The 17,119-nt window shown below is 73.0% G+C and carries 14 protein-coding genes and 1 pseudogene; 9 read left to right on the top strand and 6 right to left on the bottom strand.

Annotated elements, in window-relative coordinates:
- The first annotated feature begins 43 nt into the window (after positions 1–43).
- A complete protein-coding gene (locus SMA5143A_RS08675) occupies positions 44–826 on the top strand; it encodes a hypothetical protein (RefSeq protein ID WP_107462321.1) in 783 nt (260 codons plus the stop codon).
- Here the strand turns inward: SMA5143A_RS08675 and SMA5143A_RS42940 are convergent.
- The 3 genes and pseudogenes from SMA5143A_RS42940 to cobT all read right to left on the bottom strand — a co-directional run bounded on the left by SMA5143A_RS42940 (position 715) and on the right by cobT (position 3,500).
- Positions 715–1,500, bottom strand: coding sequence for a hypothetical protein (locus SMA5143A_RS42940; protein WP_375136471.1), 786 nt, complete (start codon positions 1,498–1,500; stop codon positions 715–717). The genes SMA5143A_RS08675 and SMA5143A_RS42940 overlap by 112 nt on opposite strands.
- An 80-nt stretch (positions 1,501–1,580) precedes the next feature.
- A pseudogene (locus tag SMA5143A_RS08665) lies at positions 1,581–2,117 on the bottom strand (phosphatidylglycerol lysyltransferase domain-containing protein); the annotation flags it as partial.
- A gap of 261 nt (positions 2,118–2,378) precedes the next feature.
- Positions 2,379–3,500: a nicotinate-nucleotide--dimethylbenzimidazole phosphoribosyltransferase gene (gene cobT / locus SMA5143A_RS08660; RefSeq protein ID WP_107462319.1), complete on the bottom strand. Its 1,122-nt coding sequence runs from the start codon at positions 3,498–3,500 to the stop codon at positions 2,379–2,381.
- Positions 3,501–3,848: 348 nt separating this feature from the next.
- On the opposite strand from cobT, the gene SMA5143A_RS08655 reads away from it, so the two are divergent.
- Entirely contained in the window at positions 3,849–4,742 is an 894-nt protein-coding gene (locus SMA5143A_RS08655; protein WP_107462318.1) for a class I SAM-dependent methyltransferase, read from the top strand.
- Here the strand turns inward: SMA5143A_RS08655 and SMA5143A_RS08650 are convergent.
- Positions 4,731–5,936 carry a bifunctional adenosylcobinamide kinase/adenosylcobinamide-phosphate guanylyltransferase gene (locus SMA5143A_RS08650; protein WP_107462317.1) on the bottom strand — a complete coding sequence of 402 codons (1,206 nt, stop codon included), beginning with the start codon at positions 5,934–5,936 and terminating at the stop codon, positions 4,731–4,733. The genes SMA5143A_RS08655 and SMA5143A_RS08650 overlap by 12 nt on opposite strands.
- A gap of 124 nt (positions 5,937–6,060) precedes the next feature.
- On the opposite strand from SMA5143A_RS08650, the gene SMA5143A_RS08645 reads away from it, so the two are divergent.
- Positions 6,061–6,273, top strand: coding sequence for a hypothetical protein (locus SMA5143A_RS08645; protein WP_055715745.1), 213 nt, complete (start codon positions 6,061–6,063; stop codon positions 6,271–6,273).
- An 85-nt stretch (positions 6,274–6,358) separates the two neighbouring features.
- On the opposite strand, the gene SMA5143A_RS08640 is transcribed toward SMA5143A_RS08645, so the two are convergent.
- Positions 6,359–7,156: a class I SAM-dependent methyltransferase gene (locus tag SMA5143A_RS08640; protein ID WP_107462373.1), complete on the bottom strand. Its 798-nt coding sequence runs from the start codon at positions 7,154–7,156 to the stop codon at positions 6,359–6,361.
- Positions 7,153–7,782 carry a DUF3043 domain-containing protein gene (locus tag SMA5143A_RS08635; protein WP_107462316.1) on the bottom strand — a complete coding sequence of 210 codons (630 nt, stop codon included), beginning with the start codon at positions 7,780–7,782 and terminating at the stop codon, positions 7,153–7,155. The genes SMA5143A_RS08640 and SMA5143A_RS08635 overlap by 4 nt, the downstream gene beginning before the upstream one ends.
- A gap of 334 nt (positions 7,783–8,116) precedes the next feature.
- Here SMA5143A_RS08635 and SMA5143A_RS08630 point away from each other — a divergent pair, with 334 nt between their 5' ends.
- From SMA5143A_RS08630 to SMA5143A_RS08605, 6 genes are all read left to right on the top strand, one after another.
- The gene (locus SMA5143A_RS08630) at positions 8,117–8,911 is read left to right on the top strand and encodes a PspA/IM30 family protein (RefSeq protein ID WP_079049790.1); all 795 of its coding nucleotides are present in this window, start codon (positions 8,117–8,119) and stop codon (positions 8,909–8,911) included.
- Positions 8,912–8,947: 36 nt separating this feature from the next.
- Positions 8,948–9,226 (top strand): PspA-associated protein PspAA, encoded by a 279-nt coding sequence (pspAA, locus tag SMA5143A_RS08625; protein ID WP_107462315.1) that lies wholly within the window; start codon positions 8,948–8,950, stop codon positions 9,224–9,226.
- 218 nt (positions 9,227–9,444) lie between these two features.
- On the top strand, positions 9,445–10,680 hold the full coding sequence (locus tag SMA5143A_RS08620; protein ID WP_107462314.1) for a sensor histidine kinase: 1,236 nt from the start codon (positions 9,445–9,447) through the stop codon (positions 10,678–10,680).
- Positions 10,681–10,702: 22 nt separating this feature from the next.
- Positions 10,703–11,392 carry a response regulator gene (locus SMA5143A_RS08615; RefSeq protein WP_107462313.1) on the top strand — a complete coding sequence of 230 codons (690 nt, stop codon included), beginning with the start codon at positions 10,703–10,705 and terminating at the stop codon, positions 11,390–11,392.
- Positions 11,393–11,548: 156 nt separating this feature from the next.
- Entirely contained in the window at positions 11,549–14,671 is a 3,123-nt protein-coding gene (locus SMA5143A_RS08610) for an efflux RND transporter permease subunit (RefSeq protein ID WP_107462312.1), read from the top strand.
- Positions 14,672–14,877: 206 nt separating this feature from the next.
- The gene (locus SMA5143A_RS08605; protein ID WP_107462311.1) at positions 14,878–17,082 is read left to right on the top strand and encodes a protein kinase domain-containing protein; all 2,205 of its coding nucleotides are present in this window, start codon (positions 14,878–14,880) and stop codon (positions 17,080–17,082) included.
- Positions 17,083–17,119: the final 37 nt, after the last annotated feature.

Raw genomic sequence — 17,119 nt, 5'->3', positions numbered from 1 at the left:
CACTGTGCGAGGCAGTCGGGGCGTATCCGCATAAAGTGCCCCTATGGGTCACTGGTGGCAACGGAACATCACCGAGCCGGGCAAACTGCCGTTGCTCCTCGCGCTCGCCGCGTTCGTCCTGACCTTCCTGATCACCCGGCTCATCACCCGGCTCATCCGGGCCGGCAAGGGGCCCTTCCGCAACATCAGCGGCAGCGGCGGCGTCCACATCCACCATGTCGTCCCCGGTGTCCTCCTCACCGTCGCCGGCGGCTTCGGTTCGGTGGCCTCCGACGGGCACGGCTTCGGCTCGCTGTTCTCCGCCGTGATCTTCGGCATGGGCGCCGGGCTGGTGCTGGACGAGTTCGCGCTGATCCTGCACCTCGACGACGTGTACTGGTCGGAGCAGGGCCGCAAGAGCGTCGAGATGGTCGTGCTGACGGCGGCCCTGGTGGGCCTCGTCCTCAGCGGCTTCCTGCCCTTCGGCGTCAACGACCTCAGCGAGGAGGAGCTCCAGGACCGGGGCGCCGCCCTGCTCACCATCGGCACGAACTTCCTCATCGCCCTGATCGCCCTCAGCAAAGGCAAGGCCCGCACGGCGATCTTCGGGGTGATCATCCCCCTCATCGCCGTCGTCGGAGCCGTCCGCCTGGCCCGCCCGACCTCCGCCTGGGCCCGCCGCTTCTACCGCCGCCGCCCGCGCGCCCGTGCCAGGGCCCTGCTGCGGTCCTACCGTCACGACCGCCGCTGGTCGGGCCCGAGCCGCCGTCTCCAGGACTGGATCGGCGGCACCCCGGACCTGCCCTCCGGGCCGGCGCCACCGCCCGACCGGGCGGAACGCCGCTGACGCACGGCCAGGAGCCCGCACAGCGCCAGCACGGCCGCGATCGCCGCCAGGTGCTCCTTGCCCGCGAGGTTCTCCTTGACCAGCACCTCGACGACCATCGCCACGACGACCGCGCCCGCCGTGACGTGCGCCCGCAACCGCCACCCGAGGAACACCGCGAGGCCCACCACGGCCGCCGACGGCCCGGTGTCGACGACCTGGGCGTCCGAGGCGGGCAGCCCCACGAAGGGGACGTCGGGGCCGAGCGCGATGCCCACGCGCGCGTACAGCGTGCCGGCCAGCGTCGCCAGATACGCCACGGCCAGCGTCCGCCCCTTCCCCAGGCAGATCTCCGCGATCCCGAACACGAGCAGGATCTGCGCGAGCGCACCCCACACGGGCAGATCCAGCGCGGGGACGAACAGGGAGAGCGGGGTCCGCAGCAGCGCCAGCCACAGCGGGTCCTCGGCCCGTACGGCGCCCACGCCCTCGATGAACCCGTAGCCCCAGGACTGCCGGTGCACCACGTGGACGACCGCCGCCAGACCGACGGCGGCGACGGTCATCGGGGCGGCCCGCAGCCGGCGCGCCAGGGCCGGGCGCACGGTGTCGTACAACGGCCCCCATTCGGCGCGGGCCGCCCGGCCGGCCCCGTTCATCCGCCGGCCCGCATCTGTGTACGTCCTCGTCCCCATGTCCCGTGCGTCTTTCCGGACGCCGGGTCCCGACGCGGACGGCCGCGCGTCCGTCGCCGGACGCCCGTCCCCCTACGCGGTCACCGGCGTGACTCCAGGTGTCTGCGGTGCAGCCACTTCGGCAGTCCCGGCGCCTCCAGGAAGCCCTCCGCGCGGGCCGCGGCGACGGCGATGCGCGGCAGGTCCGCGCTCTTCTCGAAGAGCAGGAACCGCGGCTCCCAGATGGGCCGGTACTTGGCGTTGGCCCGGTACAGCGACTCGATCTGCCACCAGCGGGAGAAGAAGCTGAGCAGCGACCGCCACAGCCGCAGGACCGGTCCCGCGCCGAGGCGCGCGCCACGTTCGAAGACCGATCGGAACATCGCGAAGTTGAGCGAGACCTGCGTGATCCCGATCTCGTCGGCCCGCTGGAGGAGGTCGATGACCATGAACTCCATCAGCCCGTTGTCGGCGTCGCGGTCCCGTCGCATCAGGTCGAGGGAGAGCCCGTGCGGCCCCCACGGCACGAAGGACAACAGGGCCCGCGGCTCACCCCGCTCGTCGGCGCACTCCAGCATCACGCACTGCCCGTCCGCCGGGTCGCCGAGCCGTCCGAGCGCCATGCTGAACCCGCGCTGAGGGGTCGCAACTGGGGCAATGGCCATATTCGGATCCTATGGCCGGTCCGCCGGTCGCTCCCGGCCGCTGGTGTGCCCCTTCGGGTGGTGACGCGTGAGCGGGGCGGCGCGTGAGCGGGGTGGCGCGTGAGCAGGGTGGCGCGTGACCGGGGGTGCGTGACCGGGGCGGCGCGGCTCGGGGGGTGCCGAGCCGGCCGTTCCGTTCCGCTCCCGCCACGGGGGTGTGCCCCGCTGATGGTGGGGTGTGCCCCCGGCGGCGTCCTACGTCGCGTCGTACTCCTCCGCGAGGTTCTTCTCCTCGGTCCCGCTGTCGTCGGCCGTCTTCTCGGGCTCCGTCGGCTCACGCTCCGGCAGCTCCGCGGCCAGCGCCGCCGCGGCCTGCACCAGGGGCAGCGCGAGCAGCGCACCCGCGCCCTCCCCGACCTTCACCCCGTGGTCCAGCAGCGGCTCGATCGCCATCCGGTCCAGCGCCTTGGCCTGCGCCGGCTCGCCACTGCTCTGCCCGGCGAGCCACCAGTCCGGCGCCCGGAAGGCCACCCGCTGGGCGACCAGCGCGCACGCCGCGGACACCACGCCGTCGAGGATGACGGGCATCTTCCGCACCGCGCTCTGCAGCAGGAACCCGGTCATGGCGGCGAGATCGGCCCCGCCCACCGCCGCCAGCAGCTGCAACTGATCCCCGAGTACGGGCCGCGCCCGCCGCAGGGCGTCCCGTACGGCGGCGCACTTGCGCATCCAGGCCAGATCGTCGATCGCCCGGCCGCCCCGCCCGGTCACCACCGACGCGTCGGTCCCGCACAGCGCGGCGACGAGGACGGCCGCGGCCGTGGTCCCGCCGACGCTGAGGTCCCCGAGCACGACCAGGTCCGTCCCGGAGTCGGCCTCCTCGTCCGCGACGGCGACGCCCGCCCGGAACGCGGCCTCCGCCTCCTCAAGGGTCAGCGCGTCCTCGATGTCGATACGCCCTGAGCCGCGCCGCACCCGGTGCCGTACGACCTCCTCGGGCAGCGACCCGGGGTCGCAGTCCAGGGCCAGGTCGACCACCCGGACCGGTACGTCGAGGCGCCGGGCCAGCACCGCCACCGGGCTGCTTCCGTCGAGCACGCCCCGCACCAACTGGTCCGCCGTGCCCGCGGGTCGGGCGGAGACGCCCAGTTCGGCGACGCCGTGGTCGCCCGCGAACAGCACCACTCGGGCCCGGCCGATCGGCCGCACCGGCACGGCGGACTGCGCCGCCGCCAGCCACTCACCGAGGTCGTCCAACCGGCCCAGCGCCCCGGGCGGCACGATCTGCCTCTCCCGCCGCGCCTCGGCGTCGCGGCGCACCCCGCCGTCGGGGCGCTCGATCAGATCGGTGAAGTCGTCGAGATTAAGCGAGCTCATTCGCCGAACAGTACCGGCAGCGATCGAACACGACCGCGCCACACCGAAACCGACCGCACACCGACCGCACCCGGACCCACACCCCGAACCGACCGGGGCGGGGGCGACGGGCCGACGGCGAGCCCAGGGGCGGCGGCGGGGGTGGGGCGGGCCCGCGAGCGAGGGAGCCGGGCCCCGCCCTCCCCCGCCCTCTCCTCCCCTCCCCTCCCCTCCCCGTCCGGGGGCTCCCCACGGCTCGTCGCCCAGCCGAGGGCACGTCGTTGCGCTCCGGATCGCGATCGTCTACGTACCGTTCTGCGGTGAATGTCCTCATATCCGCTTACTCTCCCCTCGCCCCCAGGAGCCGCCATGCCCCCCACCCCCCGGCCGGACCCCGGCCCGCCCGCCCCGGGTGTCGATCCCTTTCGGGAAGCGCGCCGGGACGACTGCCCCTGGTGCGGCTCGCGGCGGCTGCGGACGCGGGTGCGGGCGCCGGAGGGGTCCCGGCGCACACCGGGCACCTTCGTGGTGGACGAGTGCCGGGACTGCTCCCACGCCTTCCAGAACCCCCGGCCCACCGCCGACGGGCTGCTCCTGCGCCACCACCGGCACCCCACCGAGGGGCACGTCCGCTCCGAACTCGCCGGCCGGCTCCGCCGCCGGCACCACCGCACCGCCGCCCGCGCGATGCTGCCGTACATCGAGCCGGAGAGCTGGCTCGACGTCGGCACCGGGCACGGCTACTTCCCGGAGGCCGCGCGCGAGGTGCATCCGTACACCGCGTTCGACGGCGTCGACCCCACCCCGCGCGTCGAACGCGCGCGGGCGGCCGGGCGGATCGAGGAGGCGTACCAGGGCCTCCTCACCGACCCGGAGATCACCGCCCGGCTGCGCGCCCGCTACGACGTGGTCAGCATGTTCCACCACCTGGAGCACACCGCCGACCCCCGCGCGGAACTCCGCGCCGCCCGCACGATCCTGCGCCCCGACGGCCATCTCCTCGTCGAAGTGCCGGACCCCGCACGCCCGTTCGGCACCCTGACCATGGTCCCCCGGTGGCCGGGCCGGGCGCACGACCGGCCCCGCCCGCTCCATCTGATGCCCCTGCGCAACCTCCTCGCCGAACTGCGGTCGCTGGGCTACGAAGTGGTCGCCACCCGCTCCTGCGCCCCCTTCCCGCCCCGCGCGCACCGGATCATCGCGCGCCGCACAGCGCTTCCGGCCGCCCCCGTGGCCCCGCCGCCCGACCCCTCAGCCCCGTAGCGACACCGCCTGACCCGCCACGACCAGCAGCACGTGCTCGCACTCCGCCGCGAACGCCGTGTTCAGCCGCCCGAGTTCGTCCCGGTAGCGGCGCCCGGAGGCGGTGGCCGGCACGATCCCCGACCCGACCTCGTTGGAGACGGCGACGACGGTCCGGCGGGTCTGCCGCACGGCCTCCGCCAACTCGGTCACACGCGCCCGGAGCGCACGCTCCCCACCGCCCGCCCACTCCGCGTCGTCCCACGCCCCCACCTCGTCCATGACGTCCGTCAGCCACAGCGACAGACAGTCGATGAGCAGCGGCGGCCCGTCCTCCTCCTTGAGCAGGGGGACGAGGTCGCAGGTCTCGACGGTGCGCCAGGAACCGGGCCGCCGCTCGCGGTGCGCGGTGACCCGCGCCGCCCACTCGCCGTCCCCGCCCCGGGTGCCGCCCGTCGCCACGTACAGCACGTCCGGGAACGCCTCCAGCCGCCGCTCCGCCTCGACCGACTTCCCGGACCGCGCCCCGCCCAGCACAAGCGTGCGACGCGGTACGTCCGGCACGTCCTCGTAGGCGCCCACCGCCAGCGTCGTCCCGTCCGGCACGGCGCGCGCGCCCGCCGCCGCGAGCCGGCGCGGCAACTCACCACCCGGCGGCACGTCATGGTCCAGATGGACGGCGACGACATCGGTCGTCGGCCCCACGGCTCCCGCCGCCCGCAACCGTGCCAGGGCGTCGGGTCGCCCCAGGACATCGGCGAGCACCATGTCGTACGGCTCCGCCGACCGCTCCTCCAGCCCGGCGGGCGCGCTCCCCGGCGGCAGATACAGCAGCCGCTGGCCGCCCGGCCCGGTCACCGCGTACCCCGTGCCCGGCGAGTCCAGCGCCTGCGCCCGCACCCGGTGCCCGGTCAGCAGCGCCAGCTCCCGCCCGTCCGGCACCCGCCCCGGCTGCGGCAGACCCGCCGGAACCTCCATGGCGGGCCCGGCGTGCGGATGCGACAGCAGCACCTGGCGTACGCCGGTCAGAGAGCGCCCGGCGCGCGCGGCCGCGAGAGCGGCGCCGGGAGTGAGGTCGAGCAGCAGTGTGCCGTCCACGAGCAGCGCGGTCGCCCCGCGCGCGGCATCGCCGAGCGCGGTCGCGCACGCCGCGCACGGACAGTCGGGGCGGGGAAGCCCCGCGGGGGCGCCGGTGCCGAGCAGTGTCAGTTCCACGCCTTCGATTTTCCCGCGTCCCGAGGAACACCCGCAGGTCTTGTGCGTCCGACTAGGCTCAGGGGGAACCCGATCTTGCCCGGCGCCGGTGAGCGGTGCCGGGCCGGTACTTACGGAGGCTCACATGGCGGCATGGACGTGGCGGTTCGAGAAGGCCGACGGGACGGAGGTCCAGCCCGCGGTCCAGCCCGAGGAGTTCACGACCCAGGGGGATGCCGAGTCATGGATCGGTGAACAGTGGAAGGCCCTCCTGGAGGGCGGCGCGGACCAGGTCCGCCTCTTCGAGGACACGACGGAGATCTACGGCCCGATGAGCCTCCACGCCCAGGAGGCGTAACGGCGAGGAACGGCCCCCGCGCCCCTCGAAGGGGCGCGGGGGCCGTTCCTCGCAGGACGGGAAGGGGCGGCGGGGGGCGCGAACCCTAACCCCGCACCCCGCACACGTGCAGCAGCGCCGCCACCTGGCGATAAGGATCGGTCCGCCCGGCCCGCTCCTCCGCCGCGAGCAACGCCTCCAGGGCCTCCCGGCTCTCCGGCACGACCGCGTCGTCGGCCGCCAGATCCGTGAACACCCGCACCCCGTACCACGCGTGCAGCGGCGCCCCGATCCCCCCGAGCGTGTCCGTCAGCGTGTCCAGCCGGTCCGCCCGCACATCGAGGCCCAGCCGGTTCCGGTACGCGGTCGTGTCGAACGCCGAGAGCGCCCCCGCCCAGTCCCCGGCGAGCCCCGCCCGCATCGCGAGCGCGTCGCCGTTGCGCACCAGCAGCGACAGAAACCCGCCGGGCGCCAGCATCCGGGCCAGCCCCGCCAGCAGGGCGTCCGGCTCCTCGACGTACATCAGCACGCCATGGCACAGGACCACGTCGAAGCCGCCCGGCAGGAAGTGCACACCGGTGTCCCGGCCGTCGCCCTCGACGATGCGCATCCGGCCGCGGATGCCCTCGGGCTCCGCCGCCAGCGCCTCCCGCGCCACGGCGATCAGCCGCGGCTCCCGCTCGATCCCGGTCACCTCGTGCCCGGCCCGCGCCAGCCGCAGCGCCTGTGTGCCCTGCCCCATCCCGACGTCGAGCACCCGCAACCGCTGCCCCACGGGGAAACGCGCGGCTATCTGCTCGTCGACCTGGCGGGCCACCAGCTCCTGTCGTACGACCTCACGCAGCGTCCCCAGCCGGTTGAGCCAGGCCTCGGCGGCGTCCCCGGAGAAAGCCGTCGTGCTCAGGGCCGCTCTCCGCGCTTGACCTGCGGCTTCGGCAACCTCAGGCGACGCATCTGGAGGGTGCGCATCAGGGCGTAGGCGACGACGCCCTTCTTGTTCTGGTCGGGGTAGCGGACGTTCAGCTGCTTCTTCAGACGGATCGCCAGGCCGACCGAGTCGACCACGATCAGGATGATCACGAACAGCCACAGCAACAGCGCGATGTTCTGCAACGCCGGCACCCGCACCATGCTCAGCACGAGGATGAGGACGGCCAGCGGCAGGAAGAACTCGGCGATGTGGAAACGCGAGTCCACGTAGTCGCGGGCGAACCGGCGGACCGGGCCCTTGTCCCGCGCGGGCAGATAGCGCTCGTCGCCGGTGGCCAGCGCCTGGCGCTGCTTCTCCAGCGCGGCGCGCCGCTCGTCACGGGAACGCTTGGCTGCCTCCTTGCGCGTCGTCGGCGTGTTGGCGACGCTGCGACGCTGGGACTGGGACTCACTCCGCTTGGGAGTGGGCCGCCCCTTGGGGGCCTGCGGGTCACGGGTCTGCTTGGAGTCGGTCACCGACGCCTTCTCGGCGACCGCTTCCTTCTCGCTCTTGGCGCGGCTACGAAACACAAAACCCAAGGGTACGGGGTGCCGGGGCATGGACCCCAGTCCCGCGGGGAACGATCCGGCAACACCCGGCGTCTGTGCTGGGGACAGAACGGGACCGAACGTGGACCGGGGAACCGGAGAAGACGGAAACGGGGGAGTGCGGTGAAGATTCGTCCGTAGGGAAGCTGACGCTTTCCGGGGGTCCGCCCGTACACAACCCCGGGGGACACCTACTCCCTACGCCGGATCGGAGCCGTCCACAGTCGTCCTTGGGGAGGAGCGCATCCGTCCCCGAACAGTGCGGTAATGGATGCGGGGCCCGTACTGTGGGTTCTGTCGAGAGACCGGTGAGCTGGAGTCCGTCAGAAGGGGGCGCGCGAAGCCCATGAGCGGTGTCATGAAGCGTATGGGGATGATCTTCCGCGCGAAGGCGAACAAGGCCCTTGACCGGGCCGAGGACCCGCGCGAGACCCTCGATTACTCGTATCAGAAGCAGTTGGAGCTGCTCCAGAAGGTGCGGCGCGGTGTGGCCGACGTGGCCACGTCCCGCAAGCGTCTGGAACTCCAGCTCAACCAGCTCCAGTCCCAGTCCTCGAAGCTGGAGGACCAGGGCCGCAAGGCGCTCGCGCTGGGCCGTGAGGACCTGGCCCGCGAGGCGCTCTCCCGGCGTGCCGCGCTCCAACAGCAGGTGACGGACCTGGAGACCCAGCACTCCACCCTCCAGGGCGAGGAGGAGAAGCTCACCCTCGCCGCCCAGCGGCTCCAGGCCAAAGTCGACGCCTTCCGCACGAAGAAGGAGACGATCAAGGCGACCTACACCGCCGCCCAGGCCCAGACCCGGATCGGGGAGGCCTTCTCCGGCATCTCCGAGGAGATGGGCGACGTCGGTCTCGCCATCCAGCGCGCCGAGGACAAGACGGCGCAGCTCCAGGCCCGCGCCGGCGCCATCGACGAACTGCTCGCCTCCGGTGCCCTCGACGACCCGTCCGGTATGCACAAGGACGACATCCAGGCCGAGCTGGACCGCCTCTCCGGCGGTACGGACGTCGAGCTGGAACTCCAGCGCATGAAGGCGGAGCTGGCGGGAGGCACGTCCGGGCAGCAGGCCATCGAGGGCGGCCAGGGCTCCGCCCAGCAGCAGTCCCAGCGCCAGGACACCCCCCGCTTCGACAAGCAGTAGTCATCCCGTGTGAGTCCCGTGCCTGAGGAGGGCGACATGATCGTACGGATCATGGGGGAGGGGCAGGTGGAGCTGGCCGACAGCCACTTCGCCGAGCTGAACAAACTTGACGACGAGCTACTGACCGAGATGGAGAGCGGCGACGGCCCCGGCTTCCGCCGCACCCTCCACGCCCTCCTGTCCAAGGTCAGGGAACTGGGCACCGCCCTCCCGGACGAGGCCCTGGAACCCTCCGAGCTGATCCTCCCGTCCCCGGACGCGACCCTGGAGGAAGTCCGGGACATGCTCAGCGACGACGGCCTGATCCCGGGCTAGCAGCAAGGGGGAAGGGGCGCAGCCCCCTTCCCAGGGGCGCGGGGAACTGCGCGACAAGCCACAACGGACCCGCACCCGCCGACGAACCCGCCCCCCGAGCCGTAAGGCGCCGACGCGGGGTCGAAGGGGCGGCGGCCCCTGGGACGGGACGGGTAGGGGCGGCGGGGACGAACCCCACGGCTACCGCCCCCCGCCAGGGCCCCGTACCGTAAACCCCCGTGAGCACCCTCCAGCGCACCAGGACCTGGCTGACCGCGCACCCCCTCGCGCTGGACGCGGCCCTCGCTCTCGGCGTCCTCACCTGCATGCTCGCCGGCTCCTTCGTCGACCCCCACGCCCAGCACCCCGACAAGTGGGGCACCCGCACCCCCGACGCCGTCGGCGTCACCCTCATGGTGCTCGCCGCCGCCGCCCTCGTCGCCCGCCGCCGCTCCCCCCTGCCCGTCCTGGCGGCGACCTCCGCGCTCACCCTCACCGAGCTGGTCACCGGCGACCCCCGCGCCCCCGTCGCGATGGCCGCCGTCATCGCCCTCTACACCGTCGCCTCCACCACCGACCGCCCCACCACCTGGCGCGTCGGCCTCCTCACGATGACCGCCCTGACGGCCACGGCCATGCTCGTCGGCCCCGCCCCCTGGTACGACCAGGAGAACATCGGCATCTTCGCCTGGACCGGCATGGCCGCCACCGCCGGGGACGCGGTCCGCAGCCGCCGGGCCTTCGTGGCGGCGATACGGGAACGCGCCGAGCGGGCCGAACGCACCCGCGAGGAGGAGGCCCGCCGCCGGGTCGCCGAGGAACGCCTGCGGATCGCCCGCGACCTGCACGACGTCGTCGCCCACCACATCGCCCTGGTCAATGTGCAGGCCGGCGTCGCCGCACACGTCATGGACAAGCGGCCCGACCAGGCCAAGGAGGCCCTGGCCCACGTCCGCGAGGCCAGCCGTTCCGCGCTGGGCGAACTGCGCGCCACGGTCGGCCTGCTCCGCCAGTCCGGCGACCCCGAGGCCCCCACCGAACCCGCCCCCGGCCTGACCCGGCTCGGTGAACTCGTCGGCACCTTCCACAGCGCGGGCCTCGCCGTCGACGTGGTCCACGCCGACGAGGGCAGCACCCTCCCCGCCGCCGTCGACCTCGCCGCGTACCGCGTCATCCAGGAAGCCCTCACCAATGTGCAGAAGCACGCGGGGACGCAGGCGAAGGCCGAGGTCAGCGTCGTCCGCGTGGGACCGAACGTGGAGATCACCGTCCTCGACAACGGCGCCCGGAACGTCGGCACGTCGGACGCCGACGGCGCGGGCGGCGGGCACGGCCTCCTCGGCATGCGCGAACGCGTCACCGCCCTCGGCGGCACCCTCACCACCGGCCCCCGCTACGGAGGCGGCTTCCGCGTCCATGCGATCCTGCCGCTCACCAGCCGCACGGCCCGCGCGGAAGCACCCGCGCGACCCTGACCACCGCACCGGGGGACCCCGTATGACCATCCGCGTCCTGCTCGCCGACGACCAGGCCCTGCTGCGCAGCGCCTTCCGGGTGCTCGTGGACTCGGAACCGGACATGGAGGTCGTGGGGGAGGCGTCGGACGGCGCGGAGGCGGTACGGCGGGCCAAGGAGGAGCGGGCCGACGTCGTCCTGATGGACATCCGGATGCCCGGCACCGACGGACTCGCCGCCACCCGGATGATCAGCGCCGACCCCGAGCTGGCCCACGTCCGGGTCGTCATCCTCACCACCTTCGAGGTCGACGACTACGTCGTGCAGTCCCTGCGCGCCGGAGCCTCCGGGTTCCTCGGCAAGGGCGCCGAACCGGACGAGCTGCTGAACGCCATCCGGGTCGCCGCCGGCGGGGACGCGCTGCTCTCGCCGTCCGCGACCAAGGGCCTGATCGCCCGCTTCCTCGCCCAGTCGGACGACCCCGACGGGGACCGTGAATCCGACTCCGCCCGCTCCGAACGGCTCGCCACCCTGACCGGCCGGGAGCGCGAGGTCCTCGTCCATGTCGCCGCCGGCCTGTCCAACGACGAGATCGCCGAGCGTCTCGAAGTGAGCCCGCTGACCGTGAAGACCCACGTCAACCGGGCCATGGCGAAGCTCGGCGCCCGCGACCGGGCCCAGCTGGTGGTCTTCGCGTACGAGTCGGGCCTGGTACGCCCAAGGGTGGAGTGAACTCCCCCCGTACTACTGCGGCCGGAGTATGCGCGGGATAAGGAAATGGACCCGCGGAGCGACGGATCGGGCTCCTCCGTGGGCCAGGGTGTGGGGTGAGCGCACATCGGCGCTCGTCCTTTCGCTCCTGCCACAAGAAGAGAGATCCGGTCACCCATGTCCTGGCTGTCTCGGTTCAGCCTCGCGCAACGGGCCCTCGTCGGTCTGGTGTCGATCATCGCGCTCGCCTTCGGGGCGATCGCGATACCCCAGCTCAAACAGCAACTGCTGCCCACCATCGAACTGCCGATGGTGTCCGTGCTCGCGCCGTACCAGGGCGCCTCCCCGGACGTGGTCGAGAAGCAGGTCGTCGAACCCATCGAGGACAGCCTCGAATCCGTCGACGGCATCACGGGCGTCACGTCCACCGCCAGTGAGGGCAACGCCCTGATCATGGCGTCCTTCGACTACGGCCCCGGCACCGACCAGCTCGTCGCCGATGTCCAGCAGGCCGTCAACCGGGTCCGCGCGCAGCTCCCGGACGACGTGGATCCGCAGGTGATCGCCGGTTCGACGGACGACATGCCGACCGTCGTCCTCGCCGTCACCTCCGACCAGGACCAGCAGGCCCTCGCCGACCGGATCGACCGCACGGTCGTCCCCACCCTGGAGGACATCGACGGCGTCGGTCAGGTCACCGTCGACGGCGTACGGGACGTCCAGGTCACCGTCACCCCCGACGACGCGAAGCTCGCGAAGGCCGGCCTGACCACGGCGGCCCTCTCCCAGGCCCTCCAGGCCGGCGGCGTCACCCTGCCCGCGGGCTCCTTCGACGAGGACGGCGCCAACCGCACCGTCCAGGTCGGCGGCGGCTACACGTCGCTGAAGCAGATCCAGGACCTGCGGGTGCGGCGCGAGGGCGGCAAGAAGCCCGTACGGCTCGCCGACGTCGCCACCGTCAAGGAGGAGGAGGCCAAGGCCGACTCCCTCACCCGCACCAACGGAGAGCCCAGCCTCGCGGTCATGGTCACCATGGACCGCGACGGCAGCGCGGTCGCCATCTCCGAGGCCGTCGAGGGCAAGCTGGCGGACATGCGCCGGGACCTCGGCTCGGACGCCACCGTCACCGTGGTCAGCGACCAGGGCCCGGCGGTCTCCAAGTCCATCGACGGCCTGACCACCGAGGGCGCGCTCGGACTGCTCTTCGCGGTCCTCGTCATCCTGGTGTTCCTCGCGTCGATCCGGTCCACCCTCGTGACGGCCGTGTCCATCCCGCTGTCGGTGGTCCTCGCCCTGATCGTCCTGTGGACCCGCGACCTCTCCCTGAACATGCTCACCCTCGGCGCGCTCACCATCGCCATCGGCCGTGTCGTCGACGACTCGATCGTGGTCCTGGAGAACATCAAGCGCCACCTCGGCTACGGCGAGGAGCGCCAGGAGGCCATCCTCAAGGCGGTCCGCGAGGTCGCCGGCGCGGTCACCTCGTCCACGCTGACGACGGTCGCCGTGTTCCTCCCGATCGGCCTCACCGGCGGCATGGTCGGCGAGCTGTTCGGCAGCTTCTCCCTGACGGTGACGGCGGCCCTGCTGGCCTCCCTCCTCGTCTCGCTGACCGTCGTCCCCGTCCTGTCGTACTGGTTCCTGCGCGCCCCGAAGGGCACGCCCGAGGACGCCGACGAGGCGCGCCGCAAGGCCGAGGAGAAGGAGGCGAGGAGCCGCCTCCAGCGCTTCTACGTGCCCGTCCTGCGCTTCGCGACCCGGCGCCGCCTCACCAGCGTGGTCATCGCGGTGGTCGTCCTGCTCGGCACGTTCGGCATGGCCCCGCTGCTGAAGACCAACTTCTTCGACCCGGGCGACCAGGAAGTCCTCAGCATCAAGCAGGAGCTGAAGCCCGGCACCAGCCTCGCCGCGACGGACGAGCGGACGAAGAAGGTCGAGAAGCTGCTCGCCGGCACCGAGGGCGTCAAGGACTACCAGGTCACCATCGGCTCCTCCGGCTTCATGGCGGCCTTCGGCGGCGGCACCGACTCCAACCAGGCCTCGTACAACGTGATGCTGGAGGACTCGGCGACCGCCGAGGACGTCCAGGAGCGCGTCGAGGACGGTTTGAAGGACCTGTCCGGCATCGGTACGACGACCATCGCGGTCGGTGACGCCTTCGGCAGCCAGGACCTGAGCGTGGTCGTGAAGGCCGCCGACGCGGATGTCCTGCGCAAGGCGGCCGAGCAGGTCCGGGACGCTGTCGCGACGCTGGACAACGTCACCGACGTCACCAGCGACCTCTCCCAGAGCGTGCCCCGCATCTCGGTCAGGGCCACCGACAAGGCGGCCGCGGCCGGCTTCGACGACCAGACCCTCGGCGCCGCCGTCGCCCAGGCCGTGCGCGGCACGACCAGCGGCCGGGCGATCCTCGACGACACCGAGCGGGACATCGTCATCACGTCGGCGAAGCCCGCCGACACCCTGGACGAGCTGAAGAACCTGCGGCTCGGCCCGGTGAAGCTCGGCGCCGTCGCGGACGTCGAGCTGGTGGACGGCCCGGTCGCCATGACCCGGATCGACGGCCAGCGGGCCGCCACGATCACGGCGAAGCCGAAGGGCGACAACACGGGCGCGGTCAGCGCGGACCTCACCGCCAAGCTGAACGGACTGACGCTCCCCGCGGGCGCCACCGCCGACATCGGCGGTGTCTCCCAGGACCAGGACGAGGCGTTCGCCTCGCTGGGCCTCGCGATGCTCGCGGCGATCGCCATCGTCTTCATGCTGCTGGTGGCGACCTTCCGGTCCCTGGTGCAGCCGCTGATCCTGCTGGTCTCCATCCCGTTCGCCGCCACCGGCGCCATCGGCCTGCTGGTCGCGACCGGCACCCCGATGGGCGTCCCGGCGATGATCGGCATGCTGATGCTGATCGGCATCGTCGTCACCAACGCGATCGTGCTGATCGACCTGATCAACCAGTACCGGCGACAGGGCTACAGCACCGTCGAGGCGGTCATCGAGGGCGGCCGCCACCGCCTCCGCCCGATCCTGATGACGGCCCTGGCGACGATCTTCGCCCTGCTGCCCATGGCCCTGGGCATCACCGGCGAGGGCGGCTTCATCGCCCAGCCGCTGGCCGTGGTGGTGATCGGCGGTCTGATCACCTCGACCCTGCTCACCCTGCTGCTGGTCCCGACCCTCTACACGATGGTCGAGATCCGCAAGGAACGCCGGGCGAAGAAGAAGGCCCTGAAGGGCGCGGGCGCCACGTCCGCCGCGACGGAGGCCGGCACCGAGCGGACGGAGACCGCCGGGGTGTGACACCCCCCGACCGGCACGGCCGGGCACCGGACCGACATGGCCCGGTGCCCGGCCGTCGCGCTTCCCCGGATTACGTATCCTGGCGCTCGACTGGCTTCACGGCTTCACGGGCCGCACCATCACGGCTTCACGGCTCACAACTTCACGGTTTCACGCCTTCATGGCGTTCAGGGCCTGCACAGATCGCACGGGGGAGGGATGCGGGCGTGCCGCTGCACAGCGACGACCCGAAATCGGTCGGCGGCTACCGGCTGGTCGACCGGCTCGGCACCGGAGGCATGGGCGTCGTCTACCGGGCGCGCACCCGGTCGGGGCGCGACGTCGCCGTGAAGGTGGTGCACGCCCAGTACGCCGAGGACGCCGTCTTCCGCACCCGGTTCCGGCAGGAGATCGAGGCCGTCCGCAGGGTCAGCGGGGCCTTCACCGCGTCCGTCGTGGACGCCGACGCGGAGGCCGTGCGCCCCTGGATGGCCACCCAGTACGTGCCCGGGGCCTCGCTCGCCCAGCGGATCCGCGACCGGGGCCCGCTGCGCGACGGCGAACTGCGCCGCCTGGCCCTCGGCCTGGTCGAGGCGCTGCGGGAGATCCACCGCGCCGGTGTCGTGCACCGCGACCTGAAACCGGCGAACGTCCTGATCGCCGGGGACGGCCCCCGCGTCATCGACTTCGGGATCTCCCGCGCCGCCGAGAACCACACCCTGACCGAGACGGGCCAGATGATCGGCACCCCGCCCTTCATGTCCCCGGAACAGCTCACCGACGCCCGCACGGTCGGCCCCGCCTCGGACGTCTTCTCCCTCGGCAGCCTGCTGGTGTACACCCTCACCGGCAAGGGCCCCTTCGACGCCGACAGCCCCTATCTGACCGCGTATCGGGTGATCCACGACGCGCCCGTCCTGGACGAGGTGCCGCCTCCGCTGCGCGCGATCCTGGAGCAGTGCCTCGCCAAGGACGCCGCCGACCGCCCCGGCCTCGACGAGCTGGCGGAGGCCTTCGCGGCGGTCCTGCCCGAGGGGGACCCGGAGGAGCCGGCGACCGTGACACCGGCCACGGACGTCCACGCCGTGACCCGACCCGGGCGCCGGCTCCGGCGCCGCCCCGTGCTGGCCGCGGCCGGAACCGTCGGCGCGCTGGTCCTCGCGCTGACGGCGTATCTGCTGGCGCCCGGCTTCGCGGAGAGCGGTGAGGCGAAGACCCCCGGGCCGTCCCCGACCCCCCGCTGGGTGGCGCCCCCGAGCGGCTGGAAGCCCTGGCAGACGACGGTGTACGAGACCGCGGCGTCCGGGGCCCGCAAGCCGCTGGAGGCGGACAACGGCATGTCGGGCAGTGACCCCGAGTGCGTGGTCGAAGGGCACGCCGTCTACTGCGGGGGCGACGGGATCCTGCCGGTCCGGGTGGACGGCCGCTCCGGCAGAACCGTGTGGCGCGCCGACACCGCCCCGGCCGGCACGGAGCGGGGGTCGTACTACTCGTCGGTCCTCGGCGTCCGGGACGGCATCGTGCTGGTGCACCAGAGCGTGTCCTCCGGCGCCCCGGTCCAGGACCCCTCCTACCTCCTCGCCCTCGACGCCGGGACGGGCGAGCGGCTGTGGACCCGTGAGGTCACCAACCCCGAGCTTCCCCTTCCCCTTGTCCTCGCCGGCGACCTCGTCCTCGCCCCGGAAGTCGGCGGCCGTAGGGCGACGGCCCGGGCGCCGCGCTCCGGTGCCGCGCGCTGGACCGCGGAGTTCCCCGCGGGCCACAACTGTGAGCGGACCACGACGACGGACACGCGCCTGTACGCGTACTGCGTCCCGAACACCCGGGAGGCGCGGGCCGCGATCGGGCACGCCCTGCTCGTGGCGGTGGACACGACCGACGGATCGGCCCGGCGGCTGAAGGTCCCGCTCGACGCCACCCTCCTGGAGGAGTACGACGGGCGGGTGGCCCTGGCCCTGGAGCGGGCCCCCGACACCTCGGTCGACAGCGGCTTCACGTCGTTCGTGCTCGTCGACCCGGACAGCGGTGCCCGCACCACCGTCAAGCTGCCCGAGCTGTACGAGGGAAGGCCGGCGATGGCCGACGGGAAGGTGCTGTTCACCGAGTCCAGCGGCCGGGTCACCGCTGTCTCGCCGCGGACGGGCAAGCGGCTCTGGCGGGTCAGGACCAGCCTGGAGAAGCCGGGCACCCCGGTGCACGACCGGCGTGCGGGCACCGTCTACCTGGTGAGTTCCAGCGGCCGGATCGCGGCCCTCGACGAGAGCAGGGGCACCCTGCTGTGGGAGACGCTGCCCCGCACGGCGCCCGCGCTCATCGGCTCGCCCCGGCAGCGGGCCCTGCTCTACGGCGGTGCGCTGGTCGTGGCGATCTCCGACGGCACCCTCTGCTCACTCGACCCGGCCCACCCCGAGCGGAAGCCCGTCTCGGGGTGAGCGCGCGGCGTGTGCGGGCTACGGCAACGCCGGCATC

The sequence above is a fragment of the Streptomyces sp. MA5143a genome, from assembly GCF_900290235.1.
Classification (GTDB): Bacteria; Actinomycetota; Actinomycetes; order Streptomycetales; family Streptomycetaceae; genus Streptomyces.
This window is presented reverse-complemented; position numbering and strand designations above follow the sequence as displayed.